The organism is Acidisphaera sp. S103 (assembly GCF_009765975.1).
Taxonomy (GTDB): domain Bacteria; phylum Pseudomonadota; class Alphaproteobacteria; order Acetobacterales; family Acetobacteraceae; genus Rhodopila.
In genome coordinates this window covers 89,638-107,931 of the sequence record NZ_LMUJ01000111.1, presented here as the reverse complement: position 1 = coordinate 107,931, position 18,294 = coordinate 89,638, and the positions used below count along the sequence as shown (strand labels likewise).

14 protein-coding genes and 1 tRNA gene are annotated in these 18,294 nt (G+C 63.1%); all 15 read left to right on the top strand.

All coding sequences use genetic code 11. The features are described from left to right. Positions 1 to 1,890: DUF4139 domain-containing protein (locus GSQ89_RS36550; protein WP_158933037.1), on the top strand; the 1,890-nt coding region annotated here is incomplete at its 5' end. A 193-nt stretch (positions 1,891 to 2,083) separates the two neighbouring features. Further along, the gene (locus tag GSQ89_RS36545; protein WP_158933036.1) at positions 2,084 to 3,013 is read left to right on the top strand and encodes a zinc-binding dehydrogenase; all 930 of its coding nucleotides are present in this window, start codon (positions 2,084 to 2,086) and stop codon (positions 3,011 to 3,013) included. A gap of 107 nt (positions 3,014 to 3,120) precedes the next feature. Beyond that, a complete protein-coding gene (locus GSQ89_RS36540) occupies positions 3,121 to 3,819 on the top strand; it encodes a class I SAM-dependent methyltransferase (RefSeq protein ID WP_158933035.1) in 699 nt (232 codons plus the stop codon). A 5-nt stretch (positions 3,820 to 3,824) separates the two neighbouring features. Beyond that, positions 3,825 to 4,898, top strand: a complete 1,074-nt coding sequence (locus GSQ89_RS36535) for a glycosyltransferase family 2 protein (RefSeq protein WP_371734338.1) — start codon at positions 3,825 to 3,827, stop codon at positions 4,896 to 4,898. Between the two features lie 332 nt (positions 4,899 to 5,230). Continuing rightward, positions 5,231 to 7,996: a DNA gyrase subunit A gene (gene gyrA / locus GSQ89_RS36530; RefSeq protein ID WP_174254982.1), complete on the top strand. Its 2,766-nt coding sequence runs from the start codon at positions 5,231 to 5,233 to the stop codon at positions 7,994 to 7,996. Continuing rightward, entirely contained in the window at positions 7,989 to 8,504 is a 516-nt protein-coding gene (gene coaD, locus GSQ89_RS36525; protein WP_158933033.1) for a pantetheine-phosphate adenylyltransferase, read from the top strand. Before gyrA ends, coaD begins: the two co-directional genes overlap by 8 nt. A gap of 44 nt (positions 8,505 to 8,548) precedes the next feature. After that, on the top strand, positions 8,549 to 9,103 hold the full coding sequence (locus tag GSQ89_RS36520) for a peptidylprolyl isomerase (protein WP_158933032.1): 555 nt from the start codon (positions 8,549 to 8,551) through the stop codon (positions 9,101 to 9,103). Positions 9,104 to 9,122: 19 nt separating this feature from the next. After that, positions 9,123 to 9,623: a peptidylprolyl isomerase gene (locus GSQ89_RS36515; RefSeq protein WP_158933031.1), complete on the top strand. Its 501-nt coding sequence runs from the start codon at positions 9,123 to 9,125 to the stop codon at positions 9,621 to 9,623. Between the two features lie 30 nt (positions 9,624 to 9,653). Beyond that, positions 9,654 to 9,869 carry a hypothetical protein gene (locus tag GSQ89_RS36510; protein ID WP_158933030.1) on the top strand — a complete coding sequence of 72 codons (216 nt, stop codon included), beginning with the start codon at positions 9,654 to 9,656 and terminating at the stop codon, positions 9,867 to 9,869. 579 nt (positions 9,870 to 10,448) lie between these two features. Beyond that, on the top strand, positions 10,449 to 11,585 hold the full coding sequence (locus tag GSQ89_RS36505) for an efflux RND transporter periplasmic adaptor subunit (protein WP_158933029.1): 1,137 nt from the start codon (positions 10,449 to 10,451) through the stop codon (positions 11,583 to 11,585). 9 nt (positions 11,586 to 11,594) lie between these two features. Further along, positions 11,595 to 14,744 (top strand): efflux RND transporter permease subunit, encoded by a 3,150-nt coding sequence (locus GSQ89_RS36500; RefSeq protein ID WP_158933028.1) that lies wholly within the window; start codon positions 11,595 to 11,597, stop codon positions 14,742 to 14,744. Between the two features lie 97 nt (positions 14,745 to 14,841). Next, positions 14,842 to 14,917 (top strand) — tRNA-Lys (locus GSQ89_RS36495). A 628-nt stretch (positions 14,918 to 15,545) separates the two neighbouring features. After that, positions 15,546 to 16,763 (top strand): hypothetical protein, encoded by a 1,218-nt coding sequence (locus GSQ89_RS36490; protein WP_158933027.1) that lies wholly within the window; start codon positions 15,546 to 15,548, stop codon positions 16,761 to 16,763. After that, complete coding sequence (locus GSQ89_RS40465) at positions 16,745 to 17,122, top strand: STAS-like domain-containing protein (RefSeq protein WP_371734335.1); 378 nt, start codon at positions 16,745 to 16,747, stop codon at positions 17,120 to 17,122. Before GSQ89_RS36490 ends, GSQ89_RS40465 begins: the two co-directional genes overlap by 19 nt. Positions 17,123 to 17,247: 125 nt before the next feature. Continuing rightward, positions 17,248 to 17,616, top strand: a complete 369-nt coding sequence (locus GSQ89_RS36480) for a hypothetical protein (protein WP_158933025.1) — start codon at positions 17,248 to 17,250, stop codon at positions 17,614 to 17,616. The last annotated feature ends 678 nt before the right edge of the window (positions 17,617 to 18,294 follow it).

Genomic DNA, 18,294 nt, shown 5'->3' with positions numbered 1-18,294 from the left:
TATTTCGAATACACCGCCGATGTCGACGGCGACCAAACCCTTGATCTGGATGTCCCTGTCGGCCAGGTCGACGACATCCTGATGTCCCTCGTCGTTTTCGATTCCGCGGGCAGTGTCGCGAACGTCGAACTGCCCGGACACGACAACACGGTCCCAGCCTTCAGCGACGCCCCCTTCGGCCCGGAGGCCTTGGACTCCCCAACCGCCTATCTGAACGCCCTGCGTGGGACCGAGGTCACCGTCCAAGGTCCAAGGCCGATGACCGGGCTGATCGTGCGCGCCGAACCGGTGACCGAGACAATCGGCAAGGCCGCAACGCAGCGGACCCGCGTTACCCTGCTGGGCACCGACGGCCTGGAACAGTTCGTGCTGGAAGATACCGACACCGTTCAGGTCACCGACCCCGCATTGCGATCCAGGATCGAGCGTGCATTGGCCTCCCTGCGCAACCAGTCCAGCCAGGCATCGCGCCACCTGACGATCCGCCTCAAGGGCCAGGGCAAACGCACGGTCGCCGTCGGTTACGTCGCCGGCGCGCCGTTGTGGAAGCCCACCTACCGCCTGCTGCTGCCCGAGGGCACCGCGACGACCGCACGCCTGCAAGGCTGGGCCACGCTGGAAAATCAGTCCGGCAGCGATTGGAAGCACGTGGCGCTGACCTTGCAGTATGGCAACCCGGTCACCTTCCGCCAGGCATTGTACCGCAGCTATTTCGTGCAACGGCCAGAGGTCCCGGTCGAAATCCTGGGTCACGTCCTGCCCGATATCGATACACGGGCGCGGTCCATGCAATTCTCCATGGCCGCCCCCGCCCCGGCCGCCGCACCACCCCAGGCCGGAATGGCCGGGATGGAGCCCATGGCCAAGGCCGAACCCATGGCGCCCCCGGCCGAAGCCGCGCTGGCCGCGGAAACACCGGAAGAAACGACGTTCACCCTGGCCCAGCCCATCGATCTGGCCGCCGGCCACTCCGCCAACGTGCCGATCCTCGACCGCGAGATCCCGGCCGCCCGCATCGCCCTGGTGCCCTTCCTGCAACCCCACCCGCTGGCCGCGGTGCGGATCACCAACAACGGCGATCAAAGCCTGCCCGCCGGTGTGCTGACCTTGTACGACAACGGCGCCGGTTCGGTCGGTTTCGCCGGAGACGCCCGTCTGGGCGGCCTGCCGCCGGGCGAAACGCGGCTGCTGTCGTTCGCCCGCGATCTGCGCACGACAGTCGAAACAACAGCATCGCCCCAGCCCGACATCATAACCGCCTTCAGCGTCGCCGGCGGCATCCTGACCTATACCGTCCACGACCGCCGGATCATCCACATCGCCACGACCGCACCGGCGCACGAATCACGCGACGTGATGCTGGAAATTCCCAAATCCGCCACCGACCAGACGCTCACTGTGGATGACGGAAAAACCCCGATCGCCGAACAGACCGCGACCGCCTTCCGCATCGCATTGTCCCTGGCGCCCGGCGAAACCCACACGATCGTTGCCCGGCTTGATCACCCGGTTCGCCAGACCGTCACCCTGCTGACCGACGACGACGACGACAGCATCCTGCAATCGATTGTGGGTACGCAGAACCTCAACCCGTCCGGCCGAACCGAACTGCGCCACATCCTGGACCTTCGCCAGCAGGCAGCCCGGAAGTCGGCCGACCTGGACCGACAGCGCAAGCGCCTGGACGACGTGCTGGCGGACGAAGACCGGATCCGCAAGAACCTCGGCGTCGTCACCGCGACCGACGCGCTGCGATCCCGGCTGATCCGAGCCCTGGATGATAACGAAACGACCATCGAGGCCCTGCGCAAATCCATCGCCCTCGCCGAAACCGCGCTGGCCAAGGCGCATCAGGACCTGGCCGACGCCGTGTCGGCGCTTCGCATCTGAGCAGTTCGGGGGAACACGGTCCGGATGCCAGTTTCATTTCTTGGCCGCAGTGGCTCCGTCCAGCCCCGCCGTTGTGCGACGGCCGGGCCGGTGGCAAAATCCACCGTTCGGAAGACGATCCATGACGGCACTGCCAGCGGCCCGACGTTCGGGACGCGAACGTCCCTACCGGCTCACTTCGGAGGATCAATCGATGCTTGCCCTGGTGAACACACCCAACCAACCGGCCCCGGTCGCGCTGCGTGACATCGCCGAACCGGTCCCCGCCTCGGACCACGCCCTGGTCGAAGTCCACGCCTTCTCGTTCAACCGCGGCGAACTGGCCTCGTTCGCCAGGAACAAGGAGGGCTGGGTGCCGGGCCAGGACATCGCCGGCATCGTGCTGCGCCAGGCCGCCAACGGCAAAGGGCCGCCCGCCGGCGCCCGTGTCGTGGCCCTGGTGGATGATTTCGGCTGGGCCCGCCGTGCCGCGGTGCCAAGCCACCGCATGGCAGTGCTGCCGGACACCGTAAGCTTCGCGCAGGCCGCGACCTTGCCGGTCGCCGGGCTGACCGCCCTGCGCACCCTGCGCCATGGCGGCCCCCTGGTCGGCCGCCGCGTGCTGATCACCGGCGCCGCCGGCGGCGTCGGTACCCTCGCGATCCAGATAGCCACGCGATCCGGCGCCCAGGTCACCGCCGTCATCGGCCGGCCCGAACGCGCGACCGGCCTGCTGGCGCTCGGTGCGGCCGAGGTGGTACAGGGCATCGACAACGCCCAAGGCCGGTTCGCCCTGATCCTGGAATCCGCCGGCGGCGCGTCCCTGGCGAAAGCGATCCAGCTTGTCGAGCCGCGGGGAACCATCGTGGTGTACGGCAACTCCTCCACCGAACCAACGGCCATCACCTTCGCCAATTTCCGCGGTGCGCCGAACGCCCGCATCCAGAGCTTCAGCTATTTCACCTCGGAAGCCGAGGACCGTTTCGCCCCGGACCTGGCATTGCTGGTATCGCTGATCGCTGACGGCGCCCTGAAACCGCAAATCGGTGTGGAGCAGAACTGGCGGGATATCCTGCAAGTCGCCGAACTGTTGCGCGATCGGCGCGTCGCCGGCAAAGCGGTGCTGCTGACAGACGGTGACTAGCCCATCCTATCACGGCATCGCCACCCCAAAACCCTTGACAAAACACATACACAAGCGCAATAAAATTTACATTCTGGAACAGATGTCAGGTTTAGGTAGGAATTGGGATGGACGTCGCTGAATTTGATACGGTCGCCGAAGAGTATCAGGAGCAGCATCGTTCGAATATCGCGATTACGGGTGAGGCGCCGGAATATTTTGCCGAATACAAAATCAATTTGGTGAGGCAATTTACCGGACAAAAAAATATCGACGCGGCCCATATCCTCGACTTCGGTTCCGGCATCGGAAATTCGATACCGCATTTCAACCGCTTCTTTCCCGCGGCGAAGCTGACCTGTGCGGACGTGTCGCAGAGAAGTCTCGACATTGCCAACAGCCGCTTCCCCGGTCTTGGGCAGAATGTCCGCATCGAGGGCGCACAGCTTCCCTTCCACGACGAATCGTTTGACGTGGCATTCTCAGCCTGCGTGTTTCATCACATTCCGCATGCGGAACACGTTCACTGGCTGAAGGAACTCCGCCGCGTCACGCGACCGGGCGGTATCGTTGCAATATTCGAACATAATCCCCTCAATCCCCTGACGGTCCATGCGGTAAACACCTGCCCGTTCGACGTGAACGCAAAACTGATCCGCGCCTCGAACTTCGTCAAAACCTACCAGCAGGCCGGATGGCAACGGCCCAGCGTACGCTACCACCTGTTCTTTCCGCGCGCCCTGGCGGCACTGCGCGGACTCGAACGCCACCTTTCGCGCGTGGCAATCGGAGCGCAATACTCCATAGTCGCAACGAAGTCTCATTAGGTGCGATGCATGCGCGATTGGCGATCGGTCCTGACGGAGAAGTCGGAATGGCAAATTCCTGCCCGACACTGACGATCGTTGTTCCTTGCTACAACGAGGAAGAGGTATTGCCGGAGACGGCGAGGCGGCTCGATGGGCTCCTCGCCGAACTGATCGATGACAATCATATAGCGGCCGATAGCCATGTCTGTTTCGTGGATGACGGCTCCAAGGATCGGACCTGGGCCATTATACGGGCATTACGGGAATCCTCCGGCAAATTCGGCGGCATCAGGCTGTCACGCAACCGCGGACACCAGATCGCGCTCATGACCGGACTGCTCGCCGCGCGAGGCGATATCATGATCTCCGTCGATGCGGATCTGCAGGATGATTTGAACGCCATCAAGGAGATGTTGCGCACCGCTGCCGCCGGCGCCGACATTGTGTATGGCGTGCGCAGCGCGCGCACCACCGATACGATGGCAAAGCGACTGACGGCGCATTTCTATTATCACCTGCTGCGGTTGCTAAGCGTCGAAATCATTTTCGATCATGCCGACTTTCGGTTGATGACGCGGCGCGCAGTCGAAGCGCTGCGGCAGTACGAGGAATCGAACCTGTTTCTTCGGGCGCTGATCCCGCTCCTTGGCTTCAAAACCAGCACCGTCACATACGAACGGGCGGAGCGTTGGGCCGGGACCTCCAAATATCCAATCGGCAAAATGCTGGCACTGGCGCTGGAAGGGATAACATCCTTTTCCACCAAACCCTTGCGTTTGGTAACGATCTTGGGCTTTGCCATATCATTACTCGCTTTTATCTGCACCGTCTGGGCGCTTTTCGCGGCATTGGTGATGAAAGCGACCATTCCCGGCTGGGCTTCGACCGTTATTCCCATTTACCTGGTCTGCGGCGTGCAACTGCTATGCGTCGGCGTCATTGGCGAATATGTCGGGAAAATATATTTGGAAACGAAACGAAGACCCCGATCTCACGTCATGGACACGCTACAGCCTCTTTTGCCGGATTTGGACGTCGAACCGGCGGCGCGGACATCGCACAGTGAGAATCCATCAATTTTCGTCCCCACCGAATGAAGATCGAAAGCAACGCCTCGCCGCGTGACAACCCCGGCCTTCTGCCCGATCGCCGCCAACAGCGGCGATGCCCGGCGGCTGACCGGCAACCGAATCGCCCACATCGGCGTTGACCGCCCCACCCGGTTCGGCCCCACGGCCATCGGATCGCCGCCCCGCAAACTGGCCTCTCGCCATGGGGGTCGAATCAGCCTATCAAACGCCTTCGAATGCGCGTCCGACCCGAGCCTGTTTGAATCCATCCGAGGCCGAGCGGGCGCGAGCAACCGATTGAGCGAGATTTGAGCGACACACCTGACCAGCCTCTAGGGCCGACCGGCCCATACGGTGACATGCAGCCGGTAACCTTGGAAGAGGAGATGCGCCGCTCCTACCTCGATTACGCCATGAGCGTGATCGTGTCGCGCGCGCTGCCGGACGCCCGGGATGGGCTGAAGCCGGTGCATCGCCGCATCCTGTACGGCATGCATGAAGCCGGCTACACGCCGGACAAGGCCTACCGCAAATCGGCCCGCGTGGTCGGCGACGTCATGGGTAAATACCACCCGCACGGCGACGCCTCTATCTACGACGCCATGGTCCGCATGGCGCAGAGCTTCTCCATGCGGCTGCCACTGATCGACGGCCAAGGCAATTTCGGATCGGTCGACGGCGATAACCCCGCCGCGATGCGATACACCGAGGTGCGGCTGGCCAAGGCAGCGGCGCTGCTGCTGGAAGACATCGACAAGGACACCGTCAACTTCCAGCCGAACTACGACGAGTCGGAACGTGAACCCCTCGTTCTGCCCGCCAAGTTCCCCAACCTGCTGATCAACGGCGCCAACGGCATCGCCGTCGGCATGGCGACCAACATCCCGCCGCACAACCCCGGCGAGATCATCGACGCCACCCTGGCACTGATCGCCGATCCCGATATCTCGCTGGACGACCTGATGAAGATCGTCCCCGGTCCGGATTTCCCCACCGGCGGCATCATCATCGGCCGCTCCGGCATCCGCCAGGCGTTCGAGACCGGCCGCGAAAGCATCACCATCCGCGCGAAGACCGAATTTGAGGAGATCCGCAAGGACCGCCAGGCGATCATCGTCACCGAAATCCCCTATCAGGTGAACAAGAAGACCCTGATCGAGAAAATCGCCGAACTGGTCCGCGGCAAGGTGATCGAGGGCATCGGTGAGATGCGCGACGAAAGCGACCGCTCCGGCATGCGCATCGTCATGGAACTGAAGCGCGACGCCACGCCGGAAGTGGTGCTGAACCAACTATTCCGCTTCACCCAGTTGCAGACGAGTTTCGGCATCAACTGCCTGGCCCTGGATGACGGGCAGCCGAAGCAGATGGGCCTCCGCGAAGCCCTGATGTGCTTCATCCGGTTCCGTGAGGAGGTCATCCTCCGCCGTGCCCGTTTCGAACTCGGCAAGGCCCGCGACCGCGCCCACAACCTGGTCGGCCTGGCTATCGCCGTGGCCAACATCGACGAAGTCATCCGCCTGATCCGCGCCAGCCCCGACGCCGCCGCCGCACGTGTCGCCCTGATGGGCCGCGACTGGCCGGCCGAGGACATCGGCGCGCTTCTCGCCCTGATCGACGAACCCGGCAACGTCATCGCCCCCGACGGCACCGTCCGGCTGACCGAGGAACAGGCCCGCGGCATCCTGGACCTGCGGCTGCAGCGCCTGACCGGCCTGGAACGCGAGAAAATCCAGGCCGAGATGACCGAGGTCGCCGAGAAAATCCGCGAACTGCTGGAAATCCTCGACTCCCGCATCCGCCGCATGGAGGTGATGACCGAGGAACTGACCGCCGCCCGCAAGGAAGTCGCCTCCCCGCGGATGACCGAGATCGCCGACGCCCTGGCCGACCAGGACGACGAAAGCCTGATCGAGCCCGGCCAGATGGTCGTCACCATCACTCGCGACGGCTTCATCAAGCGCACTACGCTGGAGACCTTCCGCGCCCAGAATCGCGGCGGCCGCGGCCGGTCGGGCGCCGGAACGCGCGGCGACGACATCGTCACCCGCAGCTTCAACGGCCACACGCATCAATGGGTGCTGTTCTTCTCCTCCGGCGGCAAGGCGTTCCGGGTAAAGGTCTGGAAACTGCCCGAAGCCGGCCCCACTGCAAAAGGCCGAGCACTGGTGAACCTGCTGCCCGAACTGGGGTCGGACACCATCACCACGGTGCTGCCGCTGCCGCAGGACGAAACCCTGTGGGACAGCCTGCATTTGGTGTTTGCCACCGCCTCGGGCAACGTCCGCCGCAACCGGCTGTCGGATTTCCGCAACGTCCGCGCCGCCGGCCTGATCGCCATGAAGCTGGACGAGGGCGATCACCTGATCGGTGTCGCCACCTGCCGCGAGGGCGATGATGTGCTGCTGGCGACCCGCAAGGGCCGCTGCATCCGCTTCGTGCTGTCGGATGAGCAGGTGCGGGTGTTCGCGGGACGTGATAGTTCCGGCGTGCGCGGCATCAAGCTGCTGAACAGCGATGAGGTCATCAGCCTGTCGGTGCTGCGCCACGTCCCGGCCAGCCCCGAGGAGCGCATCGCCTACCTGAAACTGGCCAACGCCAAACGGCGCGGCAACGGCGACGCCGAACCCGAGGCGCCGCCCGAAACCGATGCCGACGAATACGTCCCCGAGGTCACCCTGTCGCCCGACCGCTTCGCCGAACTGGAAGAAGCCGAGGAAATGCTGCTGACGGTCACCGACATGGGCTTCGGCAAGCGTACCTCCGCCTACGAATACCGGGTGACCGGACGCGGCGGCCAGGGCATCGGCAACATCACCCTGGCGCCACGCAACGGCAAGACCGTGGTGGCCACCTTCCCGGTCCGCCAGGGCGACGACATGATGATGGTGACCGATGCCGGCCGCCTGATCCGCGTGCCGGTCGACCAGGTTCGCACCACCGGCCGCCAGGCGATGGGCGTCACTCTGTTCCGCGTCGACAAGGGCGAACATGTGACCAGCGTCTTCACCGTGCTGGAAGACGAAGCCGACGATAACGGCACCACCGGTCCAGACGGGGATGCGCCGGATGACCAGGCGCCCCAGAACGACACGCCGCCCCCCCAGGAAGGAAGCGATGGCTGACAAGGATATTCCACGCCGGATAGGCCTCTACCCCGGGACGTTCGACCCAATCACCAACGGCCACCTCGACGTAATCGCCCGAGCGGCTCGGCTGCTGGACAAGCTGGTGGTCGGCGTGGCGATCAACACGGGCAAGGGCCCGCTGTTCTCGATCGAGGAACGCGTCGAACTGGTGCGGGCGGAAATCGCGGCCATCGCCACACGCAACGGCATGGTCATCGAGGTGGTCCCGTTCGATACCTTGCTGATCGATTTCGCCCGCAAGGTCGGTGCCTCGATGATCGTGCGCGGGCTGCGCGCGGTCTCGGATTTCGACTACGAATTCCAGATGGCCGGGATGAACTACCGCATGGCGCCGGACGTTGAGACGGTGTTCCTGATGGCCAGCGAGACGCACCAGTTCATCGCCTCCCGCCTGGTCAAGGAAGTCGCCATGCTGGGCGGCGACATCACGTCGTTCGTGCCAGCCTTGACCCTGGAACGCGTGATGAAACGCATCCGGGGCTGAATCGCCGGACCCTGTTCCCCATTATTGTCGCAAAGGAGGGCGCCTTGTATCGCCGCACCCTGATCGCATCCACGGCCGCGTTGGCCGTTATCCCGTTGGCCGTCGCATCCGCGCAGACCACCGACCCGCAGAACACGCTCTATTTGGACCTGAAACAGGGCCGGGTCGTGATCAAGCTGCTGCCCGACGTCGCCCCGAAGACCGTGGCGCAGATCAAGACCCTGGTCCGCCAGGGGTTCTACGACGGCACCCCGTTCCACCGCGTCATCGAGGGCTTCATGGCCCAGGGCGGCGACCCCACCGGCACCGGCACCGGCGGCAGCAAGCTGCCGGACGTGCCGCTGGAAGCCAGCCAGCGCCATTTCGTTCGCGGCGTGCTGGGCATGGCACGCGCCCAGGACCCGAACAGCGGCAACAGCCAGTTCTTCATCATGTTCGCGCCGGCACCGGCGCTGGACGGCCAGTACACCGTCTGGGGCCAGGTCGTCAGCGGCATGGACTACGTGGACCAGATCAAGCGCGGCACCGGCCCCAACGGACAGGTGGTTGGCGAACCCGATCGCATCATCCATATGCGCCTCGCCGCCGACGTGAAGTAGCCATAAGGAGACAGCAGACATGACCGACCAGACACCGGCTCTCGACCCCGAGAACACGCTGAACCTGGACCTGAAGACCGGCCGGGTGGTGATCCAGCTTCTGCCGAACATTGCGCCGATGCACGTGGCCCAGATCAAGACCCTGGTCCGCAAGGGATTCTACGACGGCACGGTGTTCCACCGCGTCATCGAGGGCTTCATGGCGCAGGGCGGCGACCCGACCGGCACCGGCACCGGCGGCAGCGACCTGGACAACATCCGCGCCGAATTCACCGACAAGGCGAAGTTCCTGCGCGGTACCTGCGGCATGGCCCGCTCGCAAAGCCCGCACAGCGCCAACAGCCAGTTCTTCATCATGTTCGAGCCGGCGTCCCACCTGAACGGCCAGTACACGATCTGGGGCCAGGTGGTGGAGGGCATGGAACATGTCGATCAACTGAAGCGCGGTAGCGGTGGCGGCGGCACCGTGTCGAACCCGGACAAGATCGAGAAATTCTCGGTCGCCGCCGACGCGGCCTGATGTTCCCGGCATGCGGTCGACCATGACCGCATGCCCCGTTCGCGGCCGATGAACAAGCCGCCGGACCCCGACAACGACGACCCCGGCGACCGCCGAACGGCGGCGCTGATCGGCATCGTCGTCATCCTTGCGCTGGCTGTCCTCGCCGTGGTGCTGATCCGGGACCTGGGCCGGCAATCCACGGTGCAGGACTGTGTGATGGCGGGCCGGACCAACTGCGCCCCGATCGAGCCCCCGCCCCGCTGATCCTGTCGAGCCAACCCGTCGCGCTCGGTCTGCGTTCCAACAAAACAATCAAGCGCACACAGAGTCGCACCGAGTTCGCACAGAGTCACACTGAGAAGATTATGCCACGGTGTGCGTGTGATATCAGTCGCCGTTGACGTTGACACATCAGCTCGTCTTGGGCCGGACTGACACCGGGCCATGACGAATTAAGGGTCATCCTCAACGGCGACTGGTTGACATCCCGTCATGAACGCCAGGCAGATCGCGCGAAGCGCCAAATTCTCTTCTCAGTGCAACTCTGTGCGAACTCGGTGTGACTCTGTGTGCGCTTGATTGTTTTGTCTCAACAACGCCAATGCAGCCAGCCGACCTCGCAAACCCGATATCACTCGATTGCCATAAGCGGTCCGACTCGATGATGCCTGGGATATCGCCTTAACCTCCGGCGCCAATCGCCCGTTCGGACCAAAACAATCATCCCGTATATTTATTGGCAGCCGCCGCGGACCGGCGTAACATCCCCGTCAAAGCTGCCATTGCAGAAAAAATGTATCGGGCCAGCCGCGGCAAGGCGTCCGGCCCCAGGGAGTGTCTCGTATGTGGAAACGCGCATTGGGCGGCGCGAGCGTGCTCGTGGCGCTCGCGGCAGCCGCCGTGTGGTGGCTGGCCCCAGACGCGCGCCTGCAACGAGCTACGGCACAAAACGCCCCACAGCCCATACCGGTCACGCCCGGGGTCGTCACCGCCCGCGACGTCCCCGTGATCCTGCAAGGCATCGGCACGGTCCAGGCGTTCAACGCCGTGACGGTGAAGACCCGGGTCGACGGACCGATCGTCAAAGTGGCCTTCACCGAGGGGCAGGAGGTCAAGCAGGGCGACCTACTGTTCCAGATCGACCCCCGCCCCTATCAGGCCGCGCTGGAGCAGGCGCAGGCCGCCCGGGAAAAGGACCAGGCACAACTCGAAACCGCACAGGCCGACCTCGTGCGCTATGGGCGGCTGGTCGGTCCCGGCTTCCAGACCCGGCAGAGCTTCGAGGACCAGAGAGGCCTGGTGGCACAGCTTCAAGCCGCGGTCAAAGGCGACCAGGCGCAGATCGATACGGCCAAACTGAACCTCGGCTACACCGACATCACCTCCCCCATCAGCGGACGGCTCGGTGCCCGACTGACCGATATCGGCAATCTGGTGCATGCCAGCGACAACACTGCGCTGGTAACGATCACACAGATCCAACCGATCTTCGTCAGCTTCACCTTGCCGCAGAACACGCTCGACGAGATCCGCCAATACCAGGCACAGGCGCCGCTGGACGTGGAGGCATTCTCAGGCGACGCCAAGACACAGCTTGCCGTCGGCAAGCTCACCCTGATCGACAACACCATCGACCAGGGCACCGGCACGATCCACCTCAAGGCGACCTTCACCAACCAAGACGAACGGCTGTGGCCGGGCGAATTCGTCAATGTCCGGCTCGTGCTGCGCATGCGTCGCGGCGTCCCCACGGTACCGGCGCCGACCGTGCAAGCGGGACCAACCGGCGACTTCGCCTATGTCATCGGCAAGGACGACACAGTCCAGCGACGGGTCGTCACTGTCGCCGCCACCCAGGACGGGATTGCCGTGATCAGCAAGGGTCTCACGCCCGGCGAGCGGGTCGTCGTCCTGGGGCAATATCGGCTCACCGAAGGCGCACGCATAAAACCGGCGCCCCAGCCGGCACCGGCGAGCTGAGGCGGGGCAATGAGCATCTCGGAACCCTTCATCCGCCGTCCGATCGCCACTTCGCTGATGATGCTGGGCGTGCTGGTGTTCGGCATCGTCGCCTATTCGCAGTTGCCGGTCGCCTCGCTGCCAAACGTCGATTTCCCCACAATCACGGTGACCGCCAACTACCCCGGGGCCAGCCCCGCGACCATGGCCTCGGCGATCGCCACACCGCTGGAGCAGCAGTTCACCGCGATTCCGTCGCTCGACCAGATGACATCGCTCAGCGGCACCGGAACGACCACGATAACCCTGCAATTCAACCTGGCCCGCAACATCGACGGTGCCGCGCAGGACGTGCAGACCGCGATCAACGCCGCCGGCGGGCTGCTGCCCAAGGACCTGCCGACCCCGCCCACCTACAGAAAGGTCAATCCGGCCGACTTCCCCGTGTTGATCTATGCGGTCTATTCGGATGCCGTTCCGGTCTACCAGCTCGACGACTATGCCTACCTGACCCTGGCGCAGCAGCTTTCGACGGTTCCCGGTGTCTCCCAGGTCTCGGTGTTCGGCCAGAAGCAATATGCCGCTCGGGTCGAGGTCAATCCCGGTGCCCTGGCCGCGCATGGTCTCGGCCTGGAAGACGTCCGCAACGCGCTGGTGGCGGCAACGGTGAACGGCCCGAAGGGGGCGATCGAAGGCGCGCACAAGACCACGGCGCTGGACACCAACGACCAGCTTTTCAACGCCGCCCAATACGGCAACGTCATTATCGCCTACCGCAACGGCGCCCCGGTGCGGGTCAAGGATGTGGGCGACACCGTCGACTCGATTCAGAACATCTATGTCGGCGCGTGGTACAACAACCGGCCCGCCGAGGGCATCGCGATCAAGCGTGAATCCGGTGCCAACACCATCGCCCTGGTCGACCGCATCAAAGCCCTGATGCCGCATCTGGAGGAATCGATCCCGCCATCGGTGCATGTCGCCCTGATGTCCGACCGTTCCCTGGTGACACAGGCGGCGGTGGATGACGTGCAGATCACCATGCTCATCACCGTCTCGCTGGTGGTCCTCGTCATCTTCATCTTCCTGCGGACGGTTTGGGCCACCATCATTCCCAGCATGGCCGTGCCGCTGTCGCTGCTGGCCACCACCGGCATCATGTACGGCGCGGGCTTCAGCCTAGACAACATCTCGCTGATGGCGCTGACGATCTCGGTCGGCTTCGTGGTGGACGACGCCATCGTCATGATCGAGAACATCGTCCGCTACATCGAACAGGGCGAGCGGCCATTCAGGGCGGCGTTGCGCGGTGCCGGGCAGATCGGTTTCACCATCATATCGATCACCTTCTCCTTGATCGCGGTGTTCATCCCGCTGTTCTTCATGGGCGGCATCATCGGCCGGCTGTTCCGCGAATTCGCCGTCACCGTTTCGGTCGCCGTGGTGGCATCGGCTGTGGTGTCGCTGACGTTGACGCCGGTCCTGTGCACGCTGTTCCTGAAGAAGGAGGAAAAGCATGCGGCCGGCCGGTTGAACCGCATGGCGGAGCGGGTCTTCAACGGAATGTTGGCGACTTACGACCGGGGATTGCGTTTCGTCTTCCGTCACCAATTCCCGACACTGCTCGCCACGCTGTCGCTGATCGCCGTCACCGGCTTCCTGTATGTCAGCATCCCCAAAGGCTTCTTTCCCCAGCAGGACACCGGTTTCATCTTCGGTGAGGTCGACACGCGGGAGGACGCCTCGTTCGCGGCGACCTCGGCGATCGCCGAAAAGATGGTCGATGTCGTCAAGCAGGATCCGGCCGTGCAAAGCGTGCTGTCGCTAGGCGGCGCCTATGCCTACAACCCGACCGAGAACACCGCCCGTATTTACATCCAGTTGAAGCCCTTCGATCAGCGCGACGTCACCGCCGACCAGGTCATCGAGCGCCTGCGGCCGAAGGTCGCCCAGGTCGAAGGCGCGAAATTCTTCATGCAGGCCGGACAGGACATCTCCATCGGCGGGCGCCTGAGCCGCACGCAGTATCAATACACGCTGACCGACTCGAACCTGGATGAGCTCAATCATTGGGCGCCGATCCTGGAACAGGGGATGCGGACCCTGCCGGAACTGCAGGACGTGGCGTCCGACCAGCAGATCGCCGCACCGCATGTCGCCATTACTGTCGATCGCGACGCCGCCTCACGCCTCGGGCTGTCGGCATCGATGATCGACCAGACGCTGTATGACGCGTTCGGACAACGCCAGGTCGCCACGATCTACACCGCGACCAATCAATACAAGGTCATCCTGGAGGTACAGCCACAGTTCCGCGAAGATGCCGCCGCGTTGTCGAAGATCTACGTCCCGTCCCCCACCGGCGCCCAGGTGCCGCTGAGTTCGTTCGCACATTACACCTCGACCGTCGAACCGCTTTCGGTCAGCCACCAGGGCGAGTTTCCGGCCATCACCCTGTCCTACAACCTCGCCCCCGGCGCGGCGCTCGGGCAGGCGGTCGACGCCATCCAGGCGCTGACCGGCCGGCTGAACGCGCCGCCGACGTTGAACGGGTCGTTCCAGGGCACGGCGCAGGCCTTCCAGGCCTCGCTGTCCTCGATGCCGCTGCTGGTCGCCGCGGCGATCCTGGTGGTCTACATCGTGCTGGGGATCTTGTACGAGAGCTACATCCACCCGATCACCATCCTGTCGGCGCTGCCCTCGGCGGGTGTCGGCGCGCTGGTGATGCTGATGCTGCTGCACTACGACCTGTCGGTGATCGCCATTATCGGCGTCATCCTGCTGATCGGCATCGTCAAGAAGAACGCGATCATGATGATCGACTTCGCGCTGCAGGCGGAGCGGTTGGAGGGCAAAACCCCGCATGAGGCGATCCACGAAGCCTGCCTGCTGCGATTCCGCCCGATCATGATGACGACCTTCGCCGCCCTGTTCGGCAGCCTGCCGATCGCCCTGGGCCATGGCGCCGGATCGGAGCTGCGCCGCCCGCTGGGGATCGCCATCATCGGCGGGCTTCTGGTGTCGCAGTGGCTGACGCTCTACACGACACCGGTCATCTACCTGTATCTTGAGCGGCTCAGCCGCTGGATCGGCCGTTCCCACCGCCTGTCTCACGCGGCGGAGGCGCTGTCGGACCTGCGGCCGGGGCCATTGCTGGAAGATCGCCAAGGCGCCGAGTGAACCGGGAGCGCTTTTGACCACCCGGACGACGAATTGCTCACGCCGCCGCGGGTGACGCTTGACCCGCGGCCCCGTATGGCGTTCAAAGCGCGCCGGCGAGCCTGTAGCTCAGTTGGTAGAGCACGAGACTTTTAATCTTGGGGTCGTGGGTTCGATTCCCACCGGGCTCACCAAATATATCAATTGGTTATGGACATTATCCACTTCTCTTCACGTCATGCGCTCCTGACTGGGGCTTCAGTAGGGCTTCACAACCGCCCGGACGGTATCGGACGTGACCGCCGGAATGCACACGGAACATAGCACGGACCGCTGTCCTGATGTGCCACGCTAGTCCCCGCATCGTCCTGTGTGGCCCTCTCAATCGCCCGGCTGTAGGTCCGGTTCCTGCTAGGGCCACCAATCAAATCAGGTGTTTATAGTTCGGCCAGCGACACGATTTGATCCGAGAGACGAACTCAGGGAAACAATTGGCTCTGTTCGAAGCCCGGTTCTTGGGGACAGATCAGTCCGAGCCGCCAGCTCGGAGCGAGGTACGTTTATGCGCACTTTTCGTCCTCCGCGTCCCAGCCCCTCCTTAGGGTCGCACTGGCGGCTTGCGGCGGATGGGATGGCGGCCTGAGGCAAGCCTCACCGGGGGCAGCCTGGACCCACCTCGGCGGCAATGCCGGCGCTGGATTGTAGTAGGCTGCGCGGCGCCCTGTCCCTCGGCCAAGTCATCCTTTTCTCCCTGGGCTGAACGTCGCGCAGACACTTCAAGAGCAACGGGCGACCCGTACTACCAGGAGACGTTGCGCCACCGTGGCAGACCGCCTATTAGCTGGTCGAAAGATCGAAAAACATCACCAAAAAATAACAGTCACCATGAAAAAATTGACGTCAAGGCGCAAGCGCTGGTTGTCTAAGCGGCAGCGGGCCATGGCGCGCCACCATTTCCGACGCAAACCGATATCTGCGAGCCGGAAGTGGCATGGTGCCCAATGGAAACCGGTGTCTATCCATCGGCCCTCTCAAAAGGCGCGAATCGGTCTGGGTGTCGCGATACCGATGCCTGCCGTCATGTGCTTTGACAAGAATCCGGAAGCCACTCTTGAGTCTTTGGACCGCATACGCTCGATCTTGCACCAAGAAACAATGCAACATCGCAAGGCCGGAGCGCGGCAGAAGAACACATCGAAGGTGAACTACAGTGCCTTTGAGAATATAAGGCAAATATCTCCCTCAGCAGCATTGGTTATGGCGGCGGAATACGAGCGTACTTATTATCTAAACAAATCCGAAGCGACGATCATCAATTTGGATAAGTGGGATCCCGCTGTTCGCGGGACGCTGGGTGCCCTAGGGTTCTTCGAGAAATTTGGCTTTCCAGGCACTTTCGAGCAGCCGTTTGCGACCGATCGGTTTAGGATCCTGCCCATGCGCAGCGGAAGCTCGGCAGATCCTCTCGAGATCAAAGCGCTAATTCGAGACCTTAAGGACCTATATCCGCTCCAGGATGAAGACCGGACCGCAGGGTTGGTGCACCTGTTTGGGGCGATGGTCGAGGCAATGGTGAACGTTGTTCGGCACGCCTATCCGGCCGATGGAAAATTCCCGTACGAGCCTATAAATAGATGGTGGATGACGGGGGCGGTCGATCAGGATGCACGATGGACTACGGCGATGGTGTTCGATCAGGGCGTTACAATCCCGGTGAGTTTACCGAACTGGCAGCACTACGCGGGGGTTTTAAGACGGATCGCATCATGGACAGGCCTTGCGCCAGCCGCCGGCGACCCAAGATCTGATGGCTTAGCGATTTCGGCGGCGGTAGAAGAATCCGTGACATCGACCGGCGAAAGCCACCGTGGCCGCGGGCTTGCGCAAATGAGAGATTTTGTGGATCAATGTCGCGGCGGCTATCTGAGGATTATGAGCCGCTTCGGCGAGGTGAAGCTACGACCCGGGCAAAAGCCGGACGTCCGCTCCTACGAGACATCCGCTGGAGGGACGCTAATTGAATGGAACGTGGTGCTCTGATGACCGAGCAAGGAGAAGAAACCATACGTGTCGCCGTATACGCGCCTGCTCCAGGCGGGCGGTTTGCGAGCGACGGTCCGTTTAGTGGTGAATGGTTCCGCGAAACGGTGCTTCGTCCGGCACTCTCGCGTGCGATCAGTCACGGCACCAAGGTTAGGGTCGAATTGGATGGCACCGCGGGGTACGGGTCCTCGTTCCTTGAGGAGGCGTTTGGAGGCCTCATTCGGACCAAGGAGTTCCTTCCGCGAGACGTCGAGCAGCATCTTCTCGTGATTGCTAAAACCGGCATCTTTCGACCATACCAGGGATTGGTCGAGCGATACCTTCGGGAAGCCTCCCGTACTCTCTCGGCCGCGTAGCTGGCGTCGATCCGAATATGGCCGTTCCAGGCTGGGTAGTTCCGGTCGTTACGTTGTGCGGATCCGTCATAGTTTCGTTAGGCAATTATTTCGTTCAGAGATGGCGATTTAAAGTGGATCGCCTGATGGTTGCGACTGACCAACTTTGCAATGAAATCAATCTCGCTGCCCGCCAATCTGCTGATTATTGGTTCTTGGAGGGGCGATTGGATGACGACCGCAGCAAGTGTCGGAGGGCCGAACCAGAACTGGTTGGGCTGCAAAATCGATTGCAGCAGTTGATCGGGGCGATCCAGGAGCAGGACCGGAAACTGATACTCGATGATGCCGCGGAAACGGTTATGGACCTATTTGATTCGATGACTGGTGGTCAGTTTATGGTAGCGTCACGGGATGCTGATAGGCCGCGAGCCCAACGTGTGTTTAATGCCGCGGCGGAGCTGAACGGTCGCTTACGAATCGCAGTGGCCAGACGAAGCCGCTTGCTCTGGTAAGCCCGAACGCGGCTTGGTGCTGATCGCGCGGCACCCGACGCCGTCTCCCTTGGCCGGATCGCCCGATGTCCGATCTCCCCATCCCGCGCGACTACGCCACTGTCCACCGCGTCGATGCCGGGTGCGTCGCGTGCGACCATTGAGGCGCCGACCTGCCCGCACCGATCCTGGCGGGTTACGGTGACGTGCCGCTGATCCGCCTGCCGCAGCGGTGCGAGGCATGCGGCGCGACCTTGTGCGGGGTATACAGGTTCTGGCCGATCATAGGCGCTGGGGGAGATGGTCGCGACATGGATAGTTGGGCACGCTTGGCCTTCCGACGTCGTCACCCTCGGTCGGATAACCGGGCGGCCGCGGAGTCCGTCTTAGGCGTCGACGCGATTTTTGTCGGAACCTGCTGAAATGGTACATGGGATGCGTGTCATTGCGACGAGAAGCGCCGCGCGTCCCGCCGACGTTTGCTCTTCCCGCCGCAGCCGCGTCCGAGCCGCCACACAGCCGGCCCCGATCGCAACCAACCACAGAGCCATGAAAGAGAGAAAAAGATAAGCGCCCATCGTGTGAGCCCTCCACAATCGGTGTCCAGAAAGTGGGGGTGACTGTCCACTTCGTCAATGCGGCCTCGATATCAATAACCGTTCTGCGAATATGCAGAACGGTGGGCTAGATCGAATATCA

What these genes read in the sequence shown, in the direction of transcription:
- GSQ89_RS36545 (WP_158933036.1), top strand. Translation starts at nt 2,084, where the DNA reads ATGCTTGCCCTGGTGAACACACCCAACCAACCGGCCCCGGTCGCGCTG.
- GSQ89_RS36540 (WP_158933035.1), top strand. Translation starts at nt 3,121, where the DNA reads ATGGACGTCGCTGAATTTGATACGGTCGCCGAAGAGTATCAGGAGCAG.
- GSQ89_RS36535 (WP_371734338.1), top strand. Translation starts at nt 3,825, where the DNA reads ATGCATGCGCGATTGGCGATCGGTCCTGACGGAGAAGTCGGAATGGCA.
- gyrA (WP_174254982.1), top strand. Translation starts at nt 5,231, where the DNA reads ATGCAGCCGGTAACCTTGGAAGAGGAGATGCGCCGCTCCTACCTCGAT.
- coaD (WP_158933033.1), top strand. Translation starts at nt 7,989, where the DNA reads ATGGCTGACAAGGATATTCCACGCCGGATAGGCCTCTACCCCGGGACG.
- GSQ89_RS36515 (WP_158933031.1), top strand. Translation starts at nt 9,123, where the DNA reads ATGACCGACCAGACACCGGCTCTCGACCCCGAGAACACGCTGAACCTG.
- GSQ89_RS36510 (WP_158933030.1), top strand. Translation starts at nt 9,654, where the DNA reads ATGCCCCGTTCGCGGCCGATGAACAAGCCGCCGGACCCCGACAACGAC.
- GSQ89_RS36505 (WP_158933029.1), top strand. Translation starts at nt 10,449, where the DNA reads ATGTGGAAACGCGCATTGGGCGGCGCGAGCGTGCTCGTGGCGCTCGCG.
- GSQ89_RS36500 (WP_158933028.1), top strand. Translation starts at nt 11,595, where the DNA reads ATGAGCATCTCGGAACCCTTCATCCGCCGTCCGATCGCCACTTCGCTG.
- GSQ89_RS40465 (WP_371734335.1), top strand. Translation starts at nt 16,745, where the DNA reads ATGGAACGTGGTGCTCTGATGACCGAGCAAGGAGAAGAAACCATACGT.
- GSQ89_RS36480 (WP_158933025.1), top strand. Translation starts at nt 17,248, where the DNA reads ATGGTTGCGACTGACCAACTTTGCAATGAAATCAATCTCGCTGCCCGC.